This window comes from Enterococcus sp. DIV0210g (genome assembly GCF_050559705.1).
Classification (GTDB): Bacteria; Bacillota; Bacilli; order Lactobacillales; family Enterococcaceae; genus Enterococcus_B; species Enterococcus_B faecalis_A.
This window is the reverse complement of sequence record NZ_CP187903.1, coordinates 1,873,064-1,890,802: the sequence shown is the minus strand read 5'-3', so window position 1 is coordinate 1,890,802 and position 17,739 is coordinate 1,873,064. Positions and strand designations below refer to the sequence as shown.

21 protein-coding genes are annotated in these 17,739 nt (G+C 37.0%); 20 read left to right on the top strand and 1 reads right to left on the bottom strand.

Annotation, left to right across the window (positions count from 1 at the left end):
- The first annotated feature begins 6 nt into the window (after positions 1-6).
- From IGI64_RS09195 to IGI64_RS09110, 18 genes are all read left to right on the top strand, one after another.
- Positions 7-318 carry a DUF1292 domain-containing protein gene (locus IGI64_RS09195; RefSeq protein WP_034861439.1) on the top strand — a complete coding sequence of 104 codons (312 nt, stop codon included), beginning with the start codon at positions 7-9 and terminating at the stop codon, positions 316-318.
- Between the two features lie 617 nt (positions 319-935).
- Complete coding sequence (locus tag IGI64_RS09190) at positions 936-1,715, top strand: hypothetical protein (protein WP_429940244.1); 780 nt, start codon at positions 936-938, stop codon at positions 1,713-1,715.
- Positions 1,716-1,751: 36 nt separating this feature from the next.
- Complete coding sequence (locus tag IGI64_RS09185; RefSeq protein ID WP_429940243.1) at positions 1,752-2,696, top strand: LCP family protein; 945 nt, start codon at positions 1,752-1,754, stop codon at positions 2,694-2,696.
- Between the two features lie 15 nt (positions 2,697-2,711).
- Complete coding sequence (locus IGI64_RS09180; RefSeq protein ID WP_016623374.1) at positions 2,712-3,491, top strand: YveK family protein; 780 nt, start codon at positions 2,712-2,714, stop codon at positions 3,489-3,491.
- Positions 3,492-3,502: 11 nt separating this feature from the next.
- Positions 3,503-4,201 carry a CpsD/CapB family tyrosine-protein kinase gene (locus IGI64_RS09175; protein WP_429940242.1) on the top strand — a complete coding sequence of 233 codons (699 nt, stop codon included), beginning with the start codon at positions 3,503-3,505 and terminating at the stop codon, positions 4,199-4,201.
- Between the two features lie 19 nt (positions 4,202-4,220).
- On the top strand, positions 4,221-4,982 hold the full coding sequence (locus IGI64_RS09170; protein WP_429940241.1) for a tyrosine-protein phosphatase: 762 nt from the start codon (positions 4,221-4,223) through the stop codon (positions 4,980-4,982).
- A 28-nt stretch (positions 4,983-5,010) separates the two neighbouring features.
- The gene (locus tag IGI64_RS09165) at positions 5,011-5,724 is read left to right on the top strand and encodes a sugar transferase (protein WP_429940240.1); all 714 of its coding nucleotides are present in this window, start codon (positions 5,011-5,013) and stop codon (positions 5,722-5,724) included.
- Positions 5,725-5,965: 241 nt separating this feature from the next.
- Complete coding sequence (locus IGI64_RS09160) at positions 5,966-6,583, top strand: hypothetical protein (protein WP_429940239.1); 618 nt, start codon at positions 5,966-5,968, stop codon at positions 6,581-6,583.
- Positions 6,583-7,449 (top strand): glycosyltransferase, encoded by an 867-nt coding sequence (locus tag IGI64_RS09155; protein ID WP_429940238.1) that lies wholly within the window; start codon positions 6,583-6,585, stop codon positions 7,447-7,449. Before IGI64_RS09160 ends, IGI64_RS09155 begins: the two co-directional genes overlap by 1 nt.
- Positions 7,450-8,317: 868 nt before the next feature.
- Positions 8,318-8,893, top strand: a complete 576-nt coding sequence (gene amaP, locus IGI64_RS09150; RefSeq protein WP_034861450.1) for an alkaline shock response membrane anchor protein AmaP — start codon at positions 8,318-8,320, stop codon at positions 8,891-8,893.
- Between the two features lie 11 nt (positions 8,894-8,904).
- Positions 8,905-9,099 carry a DUF2273 domain-containing protein gene (locus IGI64_RS09145; RefSeq protein WP_016623393.1) on the top strand — a complete coding sequence of 65 codons (195 nt, stop codon included), beginning with the start codon at positions 8,905-8,907 and terminating at the stop codon, positions 9,097-9,099.
- Between the two features lie 19 nt (positions 9,100-9,118).
- Entirely contained in the window at positions 9,119-9,829 is a 711-nt protein-coding gene (locus tag IGI64_RS09140) for an Asp23/Gls24 family envelope stress response protein (protein WP_429940237.1), read from the top strand.
- Positions 9,830-9,862: 33 nt separating this feature from the next.
- Positions 9,863-10,108, top strand: a complete 246-nt coding sequence (locus IGI64_RS09135; RefSeq protein ID WP_016623395.1) for a GlsB/YeaQ/YmgE family stress response membrane protein — start codon at positions 9,863-9,865, stop codon at positions 10,106-10,108.
- 343 nt (positions 10,109-10,451) lie between these two features.
- Positions 10,452-11,774 (top strand): ABC transporter substrate-binding protein, encoded by a 1,323-nt coding sequence (locus IGI64_RS09130; protein ID WP_429940236.1) that lies wholly within the window; start codon positions 10,452-10,454, stop codon positions 11,772-11,774.
- A 262-nt stretch (positions 11,775-12,036) separates the two neighbouring features.
- A complete protein-coding gene (locus tag IGI64_RS09125; RefSeq protein ID WP_429940235.1) occupies positions 12,037-12,948 on the top strand; it encodes a carbohydrate ABC transporter permease in 912 nt (303 codons plus the stop codon).
- Entirely contained in the window at positions 12,945-13,799 is an 855-nt protein-coding gene (locus IGI64_RS09120) for a carbohydrate ABC transporter permease (protein ID WP_016623400.1), read from the top strand. The genes IGI64_RS09125 and IGI64_RS09120 overlap by 4 nt, the downstream gene beginning before the upstream one ends.
- Positions 13,796-14,413, top strand: coding sequence for a hypothetical protein (locus IGI64_RS09115; RefSeq protein ID WP_429940234.1), 618 nt, complete (start codon positions 13,796-13,798; stop codon positions 14,411-14,413). The genes IGI64_RS09120 and IGI64_RS09115 overlap by 4 nt, the downstream gene beginning before the upstream one ends.
- 78 nt (positions 14,414-14,491) lie before the next feature.
- Positions 14,492-15,409 (top strand): N-acetylmuramoyl-L-alanine amidase family protein, encoded by a 918-nt coding sequence (locus tag IGI64_RS09110; RefSeq protein ID WP_429940233.1) that lies wholly within the window; start codon positions 14,492-14,494, stop codon positions 15,407-15,409.
- Positions 15,410-15,598: 189 nt separating this feature from the next.
- On the opposite strand, the gene rnhC is transcribed toward IGI64_RS09110, so the two are convergent.
- Positions 15,599-16,510, bottom strand: a complete 912-nt coding sequence (gene rnhC, locus IGI64_RS09105; RefSeq protein ID WP_429940232.1) for a ribonuclease HIII — start codon at positions 16,508-16,510, stop codon at positions 15,599-15,601.
- Between the two features lie 196 nt (positions 16,511-16,706).
- On the opposite strand from rnhC, the gene zapA reads away from it, so the two are divergent.
- Together zapA and IGI64_RS09095 are read left to right on the top strand one after the other, a co-directional pair.
- Entirely contained in the window at positions 16,707-17,144 is a 438-nt protein-coding gene (gene zapA, locus IGI64_RS09100) for a cell division protein ZapA (RefSeq protein WP_016623404.1), read from the top strand.
- Between the two features lie 17 nt (positions 17,145-17,161).
- Complete coding sequence (locus tag IGI64_RS09095) at positions 17,162-17,710, top strand: CvpA family protein (RefSeq protein ID WP_034861454.1); 549 nt, start codon at positions 17,162-17,164, stop codon at positions 17,708-17,710.
- The last annotated feature ends 29 nt before the right edge of the window (positions 17,711-17,739 follow it).

The window sequence follows — 17,739 nt, the reverse complement described above, 5'->3', positions numbered from 1 at the left end:
ATTCCTATGTCAGAACATAAACATTCACACGATCATAACCATGATGATCACGAACACATTACTTTAGTCGACGATCAAGGCAACGAAACATTATATGAGATTTTGTTGACAGTTGACGGACAAGAAGAATTTGGACGCAACTATGTCCTTCTTTATCCAGCTGGTGTACCAGAAGACGAAGAAGTTGAACTTCAAGCTTACGCATATGTTGAGAACGAAGACGGCACAGAAGGCGAACTTCAACAAATCGAAACAGATGCAGAGTGGGACATGATTGAAGAAGTGTTCAATACATTCATGACTGAAGAAGAAGAATAAACACAAAAAAGCCAAGATCCTGCAGTTAAGGATCTTGGCTTTTTTGTGTGCAAAAATACAGACACTTTATTTTCTTTTTAGTTGAAAACTTGGCAGCTGCATTGGTTCTGCTAGTTTTAAGATGATAGTAAGAAATTCTAACTTAAAAGCACCGTTATTTCATACAAAAGAGAAAATTTAGTTGTTTTGACGATCGCTACTACATAATAATTCATGATTGTTTTTAAATAACAATTGTTATAATCTCATATAGTTTTCTTTTTTGTATATATTATTAGAAAATGAGGGATTTACAAGAGCAAAATATTTTTGCTTAAATAAAAGTGTTATTTAAAAATTACTGTGAAATCTTCTGTTATTTGCAAGACGAGTGTTTTGAAAATTAGAAAACGCTTAATGCTTATTCTGATAATGTTCTGTTTATTTTTGATTCGGGAATACGCTAGTAAAAACATAAGTTTATGGTAAGATTATATAGGGAACTTTTAATGATTATATTTGAAAACGACCGTTATTTAAATTATCTATTTATTTATATTTGTTAAGGATGATTTTTTATGTTATGAAAAAGTACTTATTTTTTTACTTATGTATAATAAATTATTAGGAGTGAATATATGGAGAAACCGCTCATCAAAACATTCGCTGTTACTGCGGTAGGGTTAGGCGCGGCTGCGATTTGTGTATTTGGCTATTACATAAATAACCAAAAACAACATGAACAGCGCATTGCATATGCTGAGTCTGCCATTCTTGATCAAAAAGATACGTTGGCTTCTTTGTCACAAGAGGCAGGCAACTTATATAGTACAAAAGAGAAGATTTTTCTAAAACCAAAAGTAACAAAAGATGAGACCACTAGACTTTCCAGCAGATTATCTTCTGTCAAATTGTCAGCAGACGACTATGGCATCGATGAATCAGAACTTCCGAAAGAAGCTGCTGCCATCCAAACCACAAAAGAAACTGTAACAAACCAATTAAAGGATGCAGAAGCAAAGCTAAACGTACAAGAATCCGTGAATCAACTCTTTACTGAAAATGTCTCCAATTGGCAACAAGCAGCAGATGATGTCATTATTAGAGAGAATATAACTAGCAAGGATGTTGCCAACATACGTGAAAACTTGAACTTTTTCAAGGACAGTGCATGGAAAACATCGATTACCCAGTATTTAGGATTTGCTGATGCACAAATCGCACAGGTCGATGGATTGAATCAACTCTTCGACACTCTATTAAAAGATGGCCAAGTAACTGCTTCGGCGACTTATGATCAATATTTGACAGCACTTAATCAAATCGAACAAGTCCGAAACGAAAAAATAAAAGAAAAATACACAGCAATGGCGGAAACAGTCGCTCAACAAATGGGCTACGGTACGATGAATTATTGATAAGCAAGGAAAAGAGTGACGTTAACGGAGGAAAAAATGGCAAAGCGAACAAGAAAATCAAGAGGGAAAAAAATATTTTTGATTATTTTAGGAATCATTGTTGTACTGGTTTTAGCAATTGTTGGTGTTGGCGCTAAATTGTATTTAGATCTCTCACATTCAATCAAGGAAACCTATCAAACAGTAGAAAGAGCAGAAGGACCAAGAACGACACCTGTTGATTTAGCGAAACAAGAATCTTTTTCAGTTTTATTGATGGGGATAGATACAGGAGATTTAGGACGCGTGGATCAAGGGCGTTCTGACACGATGATGGTTGCTACAGTAAGTCCAGAAGATAAACAAACAACCATCGTCAGCATTCCTCGAGATACCTATGTTGATATTGTTGGCCATGATACAACGGATAAAATCAACCACGCCTATGCATTTGGCGGAGCAGCCATGGCGATGGATACTGTTCAAAATTACTTAGACATCCCAATCGATCATTATGTATCGATCAACATGAAAGGCTTAAAAGAATTGGTGGATGCAGTAGGCGGTATTGAAGTCAATAATGATATCACTTTTTCACAAGACGGCTATGATTTTATTATCGGAAAAATCACATTAGATGGCGATCAAGCGTTGGCATATTCCCGCATGCGTTATGAAGATCCAAATGGGGATTACGGAAGGCAAGAACGTCAACGGAAAATCGTTGAAGGAATAGCGAGAAAAGTTTTAAGTCTAAACGGCGTCAGCAACTACCAATCCGTCTTAAATGCTTTGGAAACAAATATGAGAACTGATATGAGCTTTACTGATATGCGAAAAATCGCTTTAGATTATCGGGATGCGTTTGGCACGATCAAACAAGATCAAATGCAAGGAGAAGGATTTATGCAAGACGGCATCTCCTATCAAAGAGTAAGCGATCAAGAGCTTGAACGTGTACAAAAAGAATTAAAAGACCAATTGAATCTAGAGAATAAATAGGAAAGTGGAGAAAAAATGGAAGAGACAATCAGCTTAAAAGAAATTTTTGAAACATTACGTAAACATTTGGTAACCATCCTTATTTCAATGTTTGCCGGCTTAGCAATCGCAGGGGTGGCAACATTCTTTATCTTAACACCCAAATACAGTTCACAAGCACAGCTGATCGTGACCTTGCCGCAGTCAGATACGACAAATGCAAATGACGTCAATATGAACTTGCAAATGATCAATACGTATAAAGATATGATCGTCAGCGACTTGGTTTTAAATGAAGTCAAAGATCGCTTGGAAACTGAAGACAATGTGAAAATGACAGCAGGAGAAATCAAAGAAGCTATTTCTGTCAATCAGTCTCAAAATTCACAGATGTTCTCTATCCAAGCAACAGATACGAATGCAGTGACGGCACAGAAAGTTGCCAATACAACAGCGCAAGTCTTTCAAGAAAATGCCAAAGATGTGATGAATGTTGACAAAATCTCCATCATTTCAAGTGCTGTTGCGAATACAACACCTGTTTCTCCAAATAACAAATTGAATTTAGTCATTGGTTTGATCTTAGGCATGATGGTCGGTATTGGGATTGCATTCTTGATGGAATTACTTGACCGAACAGTGAAGGATGAAAAATTCGTAACCGAAACATTAGGCTTCCCGGTTTTAGGAACTGTTCCTGAAATGTCAGCAAAAGAATTAAATGCTGGTATTCGCAAAAAAGGACCTGCGCCTGTACATTCTGAAGCAGCAAATGAAAAAAATGGCCCTTCACGCAGAAACCGCTCAAGAGTCTAGGAGGAAGAAAAATGGCACGAACACAAAAATCAAAAACACCACAAACACAAGCAGTCAGCTTGATTACATTGACAAACCCTTCGTCACCGGTAGCTGAACAGTACCGTACCATCCGAACAAATATCCAATTTGCTTCACCAGGCGGTCAGCAAATCAAAACGATCGTTGTTACTTCATCTGGACCAGGAGAAGGAAAATCAACGACTGCAGCGAATATGGCTGTTGTATTTGCAAAATCTGGCCAACGCGTTTTATTAGTAGATGCTGATTTGCGGAAACCTGTTTTATATAAAACGTTTAAATTGACCAATATCAGCGGCTTGAGTACGATCCTCAGCACAGCAGGGAATATCGCAGATGAAGTACAGAAAACACCAATCGAGAATCTGTCTGTTTTGCCTAGTGGTCCTAAACCGCCAAATCCATCAGAATTGCTGAATTCGCCAAGAATGGATCAGCTCTTAGCAGAAGCAAAAGACCTTTACGATGTCATTATTTTTGACATGCCGCCAGTTGTTGCAGTGACTGATGCGCAAATCATGGCTTCAAAAACAGATGGTACGTTATTAGTTGTACGCGAAAACACGTCACGTAAAGAGTCATTGACGAAAGCAAAAGAATTACTGGACATGGCTCAAGCAAAAGTCCTCGGCGTTGTGTATAACGGAGCAGAACACAGCAAAGATGCAGGTTACTATTACGGAGATTAACTTATAGGAGACGAGAGAAATGATTGATTTACATTGTCATATTTTACCAGGGATCGATGATGGCGCAGAAACGCTAGAAGCAAGTATCGCCATGGCAGAAAAAGCAATTAGCCAGGGCATCACACATATTCTGTGTACGCCCCATCACAACAATGGGAAGTATCGAAATGAAAAATCAGAAGTGATTTCTCTGGTCTCTTTTTTGCAATCCGAATTTGACAAGCGACAGTTGCCAATAACGTTATTGGAAGGACAAGAAGTAAGAATCACAGGCGACTTGATCGAAGACATTCGTCGAGATGAAATCTTATTTACAGATTTAGATGATACTTATTTATTGATTGAGTTTCCGACACTAGAAGTACCGTTATATACAGAACAGCTTTTTTTTGAATTACTGAAAATGGGAAAGAGACCTGTCATCGTTCATCCAGAGCGTAACGCACATTTCAGAAAAGATCCCAATCATTTACTGCCCTTCCTTGACATGGGATGTCTTGCTCAACTAACTGCCCCAAGTTACATAGGCGTTTTTGGAAAAGATATCCAAAAAACAGCCAAAACGATGGTCAAACATAATCTTGTCCAAATGGCTGCGTCTGATGCCCATGGTGTATCTAAACGAACCTTTTATCTCAAAGAGTGCTATGAGCAGATAGCCAAAGATTTTGGACAAGAAAAAGTGGCACAGATGAAACAGGCAGCAAAGGATTTGATCAACGGGGATGAGGTTGTTTATCCAGATTATACAGAAGTGAAGAAGAGGTTTGGGTTATTTTAATTGAGGGGATAAGGAGAAGAGAAAAATCGTGAAAGAGACTAGACAATTACAGGATGAAGAGTTAGTGATACGCTTTAACGACATTCATCCTAAGCAAATTTGGTTGGATAAGAACAATGTAGAAAAACGGTATCTTTATCAATTATCTAAAAGAATAATTGATATTGTTGGGAGTATAGTCGGTTTGATTTTAGCTTCACCATTATTAGTCTATGTAGCGTATAAAATAAAAAAAGAAGAGCCAGGAAGTCCAATAATTTTTAGCCAAACACGTATTGGTAAAAACGGGAAAGCATTTGAAATGTATAAATTTCGTTCAATGTGCGTAGATGCAGAAGAAAAATTAATAGATTTACTTGATCAAAATGAAATTGAAGGAGCTATGTTCAAAATAAAGGACGATCCGCGCATAACTAAAATAGGGAAAGTCATTCGTGCAAAAAGTATTGATGAGTTACCTCAATTATGGAATGTATTGAAAGGCGATATGAGTTTGATTGGTCCACGTCCACCTTTAGAAAGAGAAGTAGCAGAGTATACTGAATACGATTTGCAGCGCCTTTATGTTAAACCTGGTTGTTCTGGATTATGGCAAATAAGTGGTCGAAATGACGTCAGTTTCCATAAAATGGTTGAACTGGACTTAGAATACATCAATAAACAGTGTTTATCTTATGATTTAAGTTTGATTTTAAGGACGATTTATATTGTAATCAAGTCAAATGGAGCTTATTACCAATGATTTTTGGTCAATTAGGCCTAATTGGTGGAATCTTATTTTTAATCTTTTTATTTAATTTTGCAAAAAATTTTGTACGACAGTTTGCTTTTTTGGTTCCCAAAGCAAAAGTAATCAGTTCGTTTATTCTTTTTGACATGTTTTTCAGCAGTATACAGTCTTCGTACTTAGCTCATTATTCGGTAGTAGCATTGTTGTTTATTTTTATGATGTTATTCAATAATAAAGAAATGGAGAATTACCATTGATTATTGATATATTTGGAATACCTGGCTCAGGTAAGACCTATTATAGTGAAGTTTTAGAGAAAGAATATAATAAAAAAAGTTTTAATTATTTGAAATTTGAAAGAGAAACGTTAGCAGGAAAAGCTCTCCATAAACTGATAACAAATATATCCATTATATTTCCTAGAAGAAAGTATCAATACTTGATGAAAAAATACTCCCATTATGGAATTTATAATAAAAAAAGAAAAATTAAATTTTATTTAGATAGAATAATGTATTTAAATTTTTTATATCGGTGGTTTCCAAAAAAAATATATATGATTCTGGATGAAGGATTGTTACACACGATTGCAACTATGCAAGTCGACTTTCTAATAGAAGATGAAGATATTAGAAAGGTGCTACAAAGTATATATACTACGATGAAAAGACAGGGAATTACTCCAATTTATCATTATGCGGATGTTCTTATCGCAGAAAAAGCAATATGTGTGAGAAATAGGCATGTGTGTGCAATAGATGAATTAAAAGGAAAAGAACTAGTACTATTTTTGGAACGTTATAAGCACGCCTGTGAATTGATTGGTGAGTTTACAAATGCCAAAGTCCATGTAAGGGAGGAAAAAGAATAATGGTATCTTTTGTGATTTTACACTACCAAGTAACAGATGTAACCTGTAATTGTGTGGAATCTATTTTAAAAAATGTAGAAGGGGAAAAAAGAATTATTATTGTTGATAATGATTCGCCCAACGGTTCTTATCAAATTTTAAAAGAGAAGTATAAAGATCAAGTAAATGTGATTGTACTAAAAAATAAGAAAAATGATGGCTTTGCAAAAGGAAATAATATTGGTTATCGATATGCCAAAAATTATAATGACAGTGACTTTATCGTTGTAATGAATAATGATATGGAAATAGAGCAAGTCGATTTCATAGATAAAATTTATGAAAGTTATAATGAAACAAACTTCGCTATTCTAGGTCCAGACATTTACTCAGTTAAATATAAGTATCATCAAAATCCGCAAGCAAGCAAGAATTTTACTTATGAAGAACTAATAGAGAGAAAGAAACGACTTATTATAAAAAATAAATTAAATGTTGTTTATTATTTAAGATGGCGTTTATTGGGAAATTTATTTCCTAAAAAAAAGGCTGATTATTCTCATAAAAAATATATTGGGCATATTGTAGAAAACGTTCCTTTACATGGATCATGCTATGTATTTTCGAAGGATTTTATTTCCCAACATGATGACTGTTTTGATGATGGAACATTCATGTATTTTGAATCTTATATTTTATTTTATCATGCCCAAAGAAATAATGAAAAAGTAGTTTACGATCCTAGAATTTTTCTTAAACATTTTGAAGATGTTTCTACAGATAAAGCAGTACCTGATCATTACAAAAAAGCTGTTTTTAGTAATAAACACCTTTTAGATTCAATAGAATATTTTGTTAAACTAATGGAGAAAGACAAAACTTATTAAAATACAAAAAATTCAAGACAATTACGAACAATAGTCGTAGTTATCTTGAATTTTTTATTTTTAAGATTTATTGAAGAGTCCGTATTTTTGGCAACTTCCAATAAAATACAAAAAAACTCATATATTGATGTTGTATAGTTATTTTTTTAATTTCAATACAAAATTTTTAAAAGACATTTTATTGTGAAAAAATATCTTTTTTTATCAAAACCCCCACTTTTCTCTTATACATCCAACTCATTTCTAAATCCTCTGAATTTTCTAATAAAATAATGTTTATTCTCATGATATGTCCTTGTTTTCATTCCGCTTTCTATGTTATAAAGCGGCTTTTTTTGTTTTTATAAGTAAGAAAAGGTCGAAATTGCTCAAAAAAATTTTTGAAATTTTTTTTGATTAAAATGCCGATATATCAATGTTTTAGCTTTGTTTATTTTGATTTACTTACTTTAAATTAGATATTTATAAGCGTATTATTTTTGTTTTTTCATTTATTGTAATATTGTAGATAGTGTAGATAACAGCTGATATAAAAAAGGAGTTGATGAAAAACAGAAAACTCGTTTTAGAAATGTCTGAGAACTTATCTCATAAAGGCGAAGTCGAAACGTATTTTCTGGGGTTATTGGTAAATCACACTTATCTTATATCCAGTAAAACTACGAAGTCATTCTTATAGGAGGGAAGCTGATGAATAAAACACTGAAGAAGCTGTTGATGGTTTCAACGATTATTCTCATTCCTATGTTGGTCAAAAAGAAAAAAGCTGACCAAAAAATCCATCCAGGAAAATAGACGGAAAAGTTGTCTGTAAAGTGTTATCGCTGAATCATCTTTTGTTTAGCAGAAAGAAGAAAGGAGGGGTGCTATGAATCGGGGAATAAAAACAATCGGGATCATTTTATCGTTGATACTGTTATCAGTCTTATTGTTAGTGATGCTAATCAGTACACCATTTATGGATATGCCATTCGGTCTTAAAAAAGGTCGCTTGCTACATTTTTCTTTGACCAATTATTATTTTCAGCAATATTTGTTCTGGGCCGCAGTCGTTTTTGCCGTGTTGCTGGTCATCGTGATTCTGGTACTCATTTTCTACCCAAGAATAAAACGCAATTTTATTCTGAAAGAAGATGCAGGGACACTATCACTTGATAAAAAAGCCATCGAAGGTTTTGTTCGTTCAAAACTGAATGAAAAAGACTTTGTCGGTACACCAAAAGTCGACGTTCGCGCTACAAAGAACAAGATCAAAGTCAAAGTCAAAGGGAAACTGACTAGAACCTCATCCATCTTGGGTAAAACAGGAAGCTTGATGGAAGAGATTCGCCGCGAATTGCAAGAAATAGTGGGCACAGATGAAAAAGTCCATGTTGATGTCAATTATGCACATTTTGACAGAGACAACGAAGAACGAGAGACAAACCACTCTCGAGTAGAATAGGAGGGAGCCAAATGAAAGAATTATTCGATCAATATAAACTCCCGATTATTTTCGGGGTGTTAGGTCTGATCCTAGCCGTACTATTAGTTTCTATCGGCTTCTTCAAAACATTGTTGATCGTGGTATTGACAGTTTTAGGAGCAGCGTTAGGTTTCTATTTAGATAAAACGGGGATCCTTGAAGAGTTCTTGAACAACATGAAATAAACTATTAGGAGGAACTATTATGTCAAACAACAATCAAGACAAAAATACAAACAAAGCACCTGTATCTGCACATCCAGATCCAGTCGTACCAAATGTGACAAACGCAGTGGAACACCACAAAGAAGAAACTAAACCAAACGTTCCAGGTACACCAGGACATGGTCCACAAGGCAATGCGCCTAAACAACCTGAACATTCACATAACACTCCTGAACATGGAGATGAACATGTGAAAGGCGACGTTACTTATGATGATAAAGTAATCCAAAAAATCATTGGTAACGCAGTAGAACAAATTGACGGATTATTGACAGTCAACGGCGGCTTCTTCTCAAATGTTGCTGAAAAATTAGTCAATACTGACAATGTTACTGCTGGTATCCAAACAGAAGTTGGGAAAAAACAAGTAGCAGTAGACATGGATATCGTTGTTGAATACGGCCGCGACATTCCAGAACTTGCGGAACACATCAAAAAAGTAATCCACGATGAAGTAGAAAAAATGACTCATCTAGATGTGATCGAAGTAAATATCAATGTTACGGATATTAAATCAAAAGAAGAATATGAAAAAGACAGCGAAACGGTCCAAGATAAAGTGACAAGCGCTGCAAAAACAACTGGGAACTTCGCTTCTCAACAAACAGAAAAAGCAAAAGACGCTATGAGCCGCGGAACAGAAAAGGTTCAGGATAAAGTACAAGAAACACAAGAAAACAGAGTACAATAATACAATAACAGATAATTTAAGGAGGAATTTATTATGGGTTTAATTTGGTCATTAATCGTAGGTGCAATTATTGGGGTTATCGCAGGAGCGTTAACAGGTAAAGGAAACAGCATGGGCTGGATCGCAAATATCGCCGCAGGTCTTATCGGTTCTGCTATCGGTCAATCATTGCTAGGTTCATGGGGACCATCATTAGCAGGAATGGCGATCATTCCATCAATTATTGGTGCAGTGATCTTAGTTCTTATCGTTTCATTCTTTGTAGGAAGAAGCAAATAAGACTATAAACTGTCGGTGTGATTTGTAAAAAAACATAACTGAACGCATCTAAGCGTAAATAAATCAGCTTCTCCGACGATCAATTCGAAATGGAGGCCGTATAAAAGAAGGAAGTGATTTTCCTTCTTGGCCTTCTGGATTGATCAAGGAGGAGTTGATTTTCGCGCAGATGCCATTTTTTTGGGCAATTTTTGACTTTTTTCTAAAGAAAAGTCTATTTCAGTATGTGAAACATTTACTTAGCATCAAAAAACCTCTCCTTACCCTTGATTTCCAAGAAGGGAAGGAGTAAAAAATAGCATTATTCGTAAGCGTTTTTAATAACATTAGTTGGAGGTAATTTATGAAAAAAACAATGAAGGCCGGTTTATTCACACTATTGGGAACTGCACTTATCGGATTAAGTGCATGCGGGGCAAATAATGATGGCAACGATTCTGCTGCAGCAGCAAGCAACGGAAAAACAACTATCGATTTTTGGTCATTCTGGGGATCTGGCGCAAGAAAAGATGTGATTGAAGAAATTATTGATGATTTTAATGCTTCGCAAGACGATGTTCAGGTCAATTATAAATTCCAGCCGTGGGGAGATATCTGGACGAAATCACTTTCTGCCATTACAGCAGGAAATCCGCCAGATGTCATCGTTCAAGATATCAATTCTGTCGCGCAGCGGGCAGAAGCAAATCAAGCAACGAATTTATCTGAGTTTGTCAAAGATGATACGTCAAAAGAATTTTATCCGCAGCTTTGGGATACCGTGAACTATAAAGGTGACCCTTACGCGATTCCGTTCAACACAGATACGCAAGTGATTTTTTACAATAAAAAGATGTTTGAAGAAGCAGGCATCAGCGAAGATAATTTACCCTCAACGTGGGATGAATTAGAAGAAGCAGCCCATAAATTAGACGTAAAAGAAAATGGCGATTTCAGCCGTATCGGTTTTTATCCTCTTTGGAACATGGGAGCAGATGTCTGGGCATTGAATGCAGATAATGGCGAAAGCTGGTTTAACAAAGACGAGGAAGTGAAGATAGATACACCAAATAAAGTCTCTGCGATTGAATGGATCCAGAAATGGCAAGAGCATTACGGAAGAGACACAATCAATCGTTTAGAAGCTGATTTTGGTTCAGGGGTTTCTGATCCATTTATCTCTGGTTTGGTTGCTATGCGTGCGCAAAATATCAACTATTATTCGAATTTAATGGAAAATGCTCCAGACGATTTTGAGTTTGGCGTGATGCAGCTGCCAGAAAAAGAAGAAGGTTCCGGCCATTGGTCTTGGGGCGGCGGATTTGTCCTAGAAGTACCGAGAGGCGCAAAAAATCCAGAAGCTTCCTATAAATTCATCAATTATTTGACATCGGCTGAAGTACAAGAAAAATTTGGTGAGAAAAGTTTTGATATCATGGCAAACAAAGAAGCCAATGAAAACTTAGTAAATAATGATAATCTGTCAGAAAAAGGACAAATGATTTACAAGATGGCAGACGAAAATTTTGCAAATACTGTGATTACACCGACACCTTTAAACGCACCTGATTTTACAACGCTTGTCAATGAACAGCTGGATCAAATCCTTTTAGGAAGAAAATCGGCAAAAGCTGGTTTGTCAGATGCGCAAAAAGCAGTAGAAGATTTAGTAAAACAAAATCAGTAAGAAAGAACCAGAAAATATCCGTTAGACAAAAAGAAGAAAATGAGCACTGCTTTAAACCAAGAGCCGAAAGATTCAACGCTTTGAAAAGTTGAATCTTTCGGGCTTATCTCTAGAGAAGTGTTTATTTTTCGCTTTCTTATTCGTGATTGATTGAGCGAGACAGAAGGCGTGAAAAATAGCCGACACTCTCTATTTTTCACGTTTTTTGTCCTCTCTCTAACGGGTAATTTATTCTATTTTCTACGCAAAGGAGGATTTATCGGTGAAAAAAATTTCTAAACGAAAGAAAAAAGAAGCAATGTGGGGGTATGTTTTTATTTCGCCATTCATTATCGGATTTGTTATTTTCATGCTTGGCCCGATGCTTTTTTCAGTAGTTGGCAGTTTCACAGATTATAACTTGACTTCAAGAATGAATTTTATTGGTCTAGATAATTTCAGACGGATGTTCTTTTCAGATACATTGTTTTGGCGATCGTTATATAACACAGTTTACTTTGTTATTTTCAATGTTCCGCTGACAACATTATTCAGCATTTTCTTAGCAACGATCTTGAATCAAAAAATACGCGGTATCAGTGTCTATAGGACGATTTTTTATCTGCCCGCTGTATTATCAGGTGTAGCGATCTATATTTTGTGGATGCAGCTGCTTTCGCCGTCTGCGGGATTGGTCAATACATTTTTAAGCTGGTTCAACATCACAGGTCCTGCGTGGCTGTTTGATCCAAATTGGACGAAGCCTGCTTTGATTTTGATGCGTATATGGAGTTCTGGCGGTGCAATGTTGTTATATCTTGCGACGCTGCAAAACGTTCCTTCTGCGTTATATGAATCTGCAGAAATCGACGGAGCAGGCGTATGGGGGAAATTCAAAAATATCACGTTGCCGCTGATTACGCCCATTATTTTTTACGATGTGATCACGTCAACGATTGGCTCCTTCCAAATTTTCCAAGAAGCCTATGTGATGACCCAAAACGGCACAGGCGGACCAGCTAACTCATTACTTTTCTATAACCTACATATGTGGAATAAAGCATTTGTTGCTTTTGATATGGGCTATGCGATGGCTATGTCAATGATTCTTTTTCTTATTGTGTTGGTTCTTACATTTATCAATTTGAAACTAGCGCCGAGATGGGTGCATTATTCAGGAGGCGACGGCAAATGACAGAATGGATCGCAAGCAAAAGCGGAAATCGCAAATTGAAAAAATATCTGAGTTATGTCGGATTGAGCTTGATTGGGATCGTTTTGCTGATTCCGCTGCTGTGGATGATTTTCACTTCTTTAAAGCCAATGGAGGAAATCGTTCGGTTCCCGCCGACATTTTTTCCAGAAACCATCAATTGGCACAATTATATAGAAACGATCCAGGCATTCCCGTTTTGGCTTTATGCTAAAAATACGTTATTTATAACAGTTTTGGTCGTTTTAGGAAATGTGCTGTCGAATTCATTTATTGCTTATGGATTTGCCAAATTGGATTTTCCAGGGAAAAAGCTGATGTTTGCGTTGGTTTTATCGACAATGATGATTCCGGGTTTTGTGACGATGATTCCGCAGTATGTCATTTTTTCAAAAATCGGCTGGGTGGGTACTTATCTGCCGTTGATCGTTCCTTCTTTTTTCGGCAATGCCTTCAATATTTTTCTGATGCGTCAATTTTACTTGTCTATCAACAATGAATTGATTGAAGCTGCGGAGATTGATGGAGCCAATCATTTTTATATTTGGAGTCATTTGATGATTCCTTTGACGAAACCAGCATTGATCACGATTGCGATCAATTCCTTCAATGCGGCATGGAATGATTTTCTTGGGCCATTGCTTTACATTCACGATCAAGATCGTTACACATTGCAAATCGGGCTGCAAGTTTTTCAAAACCAAGCAACGACACAGTGGAATTATTTGATGGCTGGAGCGACTCTTGTCCTGCTGCCAACGGTTCTTTTGTTCTTCTTTGCGCAAAGATACTTTATTGAAGGAATGGATTTGACAGGGGGGACGAAAGGGTGAGAAAAATAAAACTCAATCAGCTATTGATCCAGTTTTTGACTCTGATTCCAAAACTTGCTGGATTGCAGATCCTGTGGTTTATCGTCTCGCTGCCGCTTTTTACAGTTTTTAGCGCGACACGGACACTGACAGAGCGTTTATCTTATATGGGAAAACAAGTCGAAGAAGAACCAACTTCTTTTTTCTTTGATTTTCGGCAAAATGTACAGAAATATTGGAAAAAAGATGTCTTATTGAGTATTTATTTGCTTCTTTTGCTAATCGATCGGCAGATTTTTCGCCAAATGAATACGCACATCGGCGCAGTTTTGATGTCTGCGGCGACAGTGTTATGTTTAATGAGCGTGGTCTTATTTGTTTATCATGTTTTATGCACGTTGGAAAATGAGAAGCAAAAATTTTTGGTTTCTTTTGTGCTCTTTTGGCGCTCCCCGCTGTTTGTCTGTGCATCTTTTGCAAATCTAGCTGTATGTACATTATTTTTGCGTTTTGTTGGTCCAGTCTACTTTATGCTTTTAGGTGTGAGTCTGCCTATTTATGCACAGATTGCATTGAAACACTTTTTCCAAACGCGTAAGGTAAAAAAAGGTCGGATTTCTTTTCTGCAAAAATAAGAAATCTAGCAATAATTTTTTCATTTAAGCTTTGATTAAGCTTCCCTCGTTAAGATTTATCCAACGAGGTGAGGAAAGATGAAAAAATTGATGGCAATCGTCTTTTTGGGCGCAGCAGTATTTTTGGGTATTTATAAATCAGGTATTTTTGAACAAAACACTACAGCTGAACAAACAGCAACAAGTGCACAAATAAGCGAAACGAGTACGGCGGCAGAAACAGAACCCACGACAACGACCATGGTAAAAATCGGAAAAGAAGATAGTGATCTGTATTCTGATGAAGCATTGACGACCCAGCTAGCGCTTGTAAATGGAGGAGAGCTGACAGAATATATCAGCGAAACAGATGATGTCTATAAAATAAAGACCAACGATGGAGATACAGGATACTTGCCAAAAAGTTCTGGTGAAAAAGTGACAAAAACAACACAATCAGTACCAGATTCTTTATCCGGCGCAGTGATTGTTCTTGATCCAGGACATGGGGGCGAAGACACTGGTGCACTAAGTAATGACGAGCTGACAGAAGAAAAAGAAGTAACCTTGAGCACAGCTGAAAAAGTCAAGTCAGCGCTGGAAGCAGCTGGAGCAACGGTTTATCTTACGCGTACGACCGATGAACTCGTACAATTAGGCGATATTTGTACGTATAGTGAGGAAAAGGAAGCAGATGTGTTCATCAGTTTGCACGCAGATTCCACTGAATATGCGAATGAAGCGACAGGGATAACAACATATTACTATTATGGTGAAGAAGAAACACTGGCGCAAACGATACAAGAAAGCTTTACCAGTCTGCCTTTAGATTCCAGAGGCATTGCTTATGGGAACTATCAAGTCTTGCGTGAGAATCTGCAGCCTTCTATTTTGATCGAGATGGGTTATATGAACAATGACAACGACTTGTCAGAATTAGTATCCGATTCTTATCAAGAACAGTTAGCTGAAAGTATCACTACAGGTTTGACCAATTACTTTGCAAACCAAGCGTAAACCGTAAAAACAGGAAACGGTTAAGAGGTTGTTTTCTCAGTGGTCTGTTCCGAGCACCAAATAGATACTGTTCGACAGGGATTCACTTCGTTCTTCATGTTTCACAGCATTAAGACTCTTTTCAAATAGTAAACAATAAATAACCCACTTAAACAGGTATTCAAGTTTAAGTGGGTTTGTTGTATTTTTTTATTTAACCAGTTTTTGTGCTTTCTCTGTGTTGGCAAAGTGGAGTTTAGCATAATTTTCCAATAACGGAAGGCCGCCTTTTTTCAACAGTCTTGCTGCAGCTTGATCCGATTTTGTCCCAGCACCAGAAGGAATCTCCATTCCTGTTTCCTGTGAAGCTTTTGCTAATTCTTCTAAAAAAGAAGCACGGCAAATGATGGAAGCCGCAGCGACAGAAAGATGGTACTGTTCGCCTTTAGTGATGAAATAGATTTTTTCAGTGACTGGTTCTTTTTCCAGCTTTGCGTATTTTTTGAAATTTGCTTCCGGCGTGAATTGATCGATTAGGATCGCCTCAGGTTTTTCGGGTGCGATTTTTTTCAATAAAAGCTGGATGGCTTGGTTGTGCAAAGCGACTTTCATCCGTACAGCGTTATATTTAGGTTGAATCTCGTTATATTTCTTAGGTGTGACAATCAGCTGCTGGTATGGAATCAATGTTTTGATTTTTTCAGCTAAAAGAATGATCTGGCTGTCTTTCAGTTCTTTTGAATCCCGCACTCCGATTTTTTTCAATTCATCTAGATGCGCGCGATCCGCATAGGCTGCACAAACGACAAGAGGGCCGAAATAACTGCCGTTGCCGACTTCATCGCTGCCCAAAACAGACAGCTGGCTGAAATTCGCTGGTAAAGATGACGTTGTTTTGGCTGCTTTTTTTGTTTCGGAAGCTGTGCCCCAGCGACTTGCTTCTTGTTCTGCACCTGCTCCTTGGAACATTACTTTTCCAGAAGTATAAGCAGTGATCACCGTGCCGTTTTTCTTAGCGGCAAAGGAAGTATACGGGATTTTCTTGGTTAAAAGATAATCCTGGTATTCATTTTTCATTTTTTCAATAACGGCAGGTCCCGCTTTGATGACTACATTACTCATTCTATTTCTCCGTTTCTCATTCATTCATTTTTATACTAGCATATTTCGTTTCTAAACAAAGCCGAACATAGCAATTTTTTGCAGTTTAACATATAATAGTAAAGTAATTTTAAGAAAATTCTGCGTACTACTGCGCATAAAGCCGCTTCATGGTACAATAGATAGACGGATTTATTACAGGGGGGAATCGATTCACATGGCACACGAAAAAACACGCTATAAAGCAGTGATTGCCAACCAGACTTATACGATCATCGGCCGAGAAACAAAGCAGCACATGGATACAGTGACGAAATTAGTCAATGAACAGCTGCTTGAGTTAAAGAATCTTTCACCTCAGCTCGACAATGAACAAGCAGCGATTTTGATGGCTGTCAATGCACTTTCAGATCAATTGAAGAAACAAGAACGGATTCTTGGACTTGAAGAAGAAGTTTCTGGATTGAAAAAGAAAATGATCAAGTTTAAAGAACTGGAAAACCGGGTCAAACGCATGGAAGCAATCGAAAATGAAGCGCGGGAAGTCTTGAAAGAAACAGGCCGAGGCGACATGGAAATCAAAAACCATGTCGAAGCCCAACAGATTCTGAATGAGAATAGAAAGAATCAAATCAAACAAAAATCTTCGAACTAGATAGAAAGGAAAATGAGATGCTGACTCTCTTGATTTTATTTATATTGTTGATCGCCTTTTTTTCTGGGGCACGCCGAGGGTTTACGATGCAAGCCGTCTTTACAGTCGGTTATGTGATTTCTTTTATCGCAGCACAGCATTTTTATAAACCGCTAGCAAATCATTTGAGATTATACATCCCATATCCTGCGGTGACGCCAGATTCACAGATGGCCTTTTTCGACCAAGCACGTTCGTTGAGCTTGGATCAGGCTTTTTATGCAGGTGTGGCATTTCTTGCGATTTTTGCAGCTGGCTGGCTGATCACGAGATTCATCGGTGTATTTTTACACGGATTGACCTATGTCCCAGTCTTGCGGCAGGCAGATTGGATCGCAGGCGGGATCTTATCAATGGTCGTTGCTTATGCAGTGATTTTTATGCTGTTGAGTTTATTGATGATGGTCCCTTTAGACAGTATCCAAAATTTATTTAAATCCAATGGTCTTCCACGATTCATCGTTGAAAATACACCCGTATTATCCAACAAGATTTATGATTTGTGGATCACCAGAATAATAGGCTAGGCTGAAAATAGAAACTAAGTCAGCCTTTT

Excerpts from the sequence above, each read along its gene's own strand:
- IGI64_RS09195 (WP_034861439.1), top strand. The coding sequence starts at position 7 with ATGTCAGAACATAAACATTCACACGATCATAACCATGATGATCACGAA.
- IGI64_RS09190 (WP_429940244.1), top strand. The coding sequence starts at position 936 with ATGGAGAAACCGCTCATCAAAACATTCGCTGTTACTGCGGTAGGGTTA.
- IGI64_RS09185 (WP_429940243.1), top strand. The coding sequence starts at position 1,752 with ATGGCAAAGCGAACAAGAAAATCAAGAGGGAAAAAAATATTTTTGATT.
- IGI64_RS09180 (WP_016623374.1), top strand. The coding sequence starts at position 2,712 with ATGGAAGAGACAATCAGCTTAAAAGAAATTTTTGAAACATTACGTAAA.
- IGI64_RS09175 (WP_429940242.1), top strand. The coding sequence starts at position 3,503 with ATGGCACGAACACAAAAATCAAAAACACCACAAACACAAGCAGTCAGC.
- IGI64_RS09170 (WP_429940241.1), top strand. The coding sequence starts at position 4,221 with ATGATTGATTTACATTGTCATATTTTACCAGGGATCGATGATGGCGCA.
- IGI64_RS09155 (WP_429940238.1), top strand. The coding sequence starts at position 6,583 with ATGGTATCTTTTGTGATTTTACACTACCAAGTAACAGATGTAACCTGT.
- amaP (WP_034861450.1), top strand. The coding sequence starts at position 8,318 with ATGAATCGGGGAATAAAAACAATCGGGATCATTTTATCGTTGATACTG.
- IGI64_RS09145 (WP_016623393.1), top strand. The coding sequence starts at position 8,905 with ATGAAAGAATTATTCGATCAATATAAACTCCCGATTATTTTCGGGGTG.
- IGI64_RS09140 (WP_429940237.1), top strand. The coding sequence starts at position 9,119 with ATGTCAAACAACAATCAAGACAAAAATACAAACAAAGCACCTGTATCT.
- IGI64_RS09135 (WP_016623395.1), top strand. The coding sequence starts at position 9,863 with ATGGGTTTAATTTGGTCATTAATCGTAGGTGCAATTATTGGGGTTATC.
- IGI64_RS09130 (WP_429940236.1), top strand. The coding sequence starts at position 10,452 with ATGAAAAAAACAATGAAGGCCGGTTTATTCACACTATTGGGAACTGCA.
- IGI64_RS09120 (WP_016623400.1), top strand. The coding sequence starts at position 12,945 with ATGACAGAATGGATCGCAAGCAAAAGCGGAAATCGCAAATTGAAAAAA.
- IGI64_RS09110 (WP_429940233.1), top strand. The coding sequence starts at position 14,492 with ATGAAAAAATTGATGGCAATCGTCTTTTTGGGCGCAGCAGTATTTTTG.
- rnhC (WP_429940232.1), bottom strand. The coding sequence starts at position 16,510 with ATGAGTAATGTAGTCATCAAAGCGGGACCTGCCGTTATTGAAAAAATG.
- zapA (WP_016623404.1), top strand. The coding sequence starts at position 16,707 with ATGGCACACGAAAAAACACGCTATAAAGCAGTGATTGCCAACCAGACT.
- IGI64_RS09095 (WP_034861454.1), top strand. The coding sequence starts at position 17,162 with ATGCTGACTCTCTTGATTTTATTTATATTGTTGATCGCCTTTTTTTCT.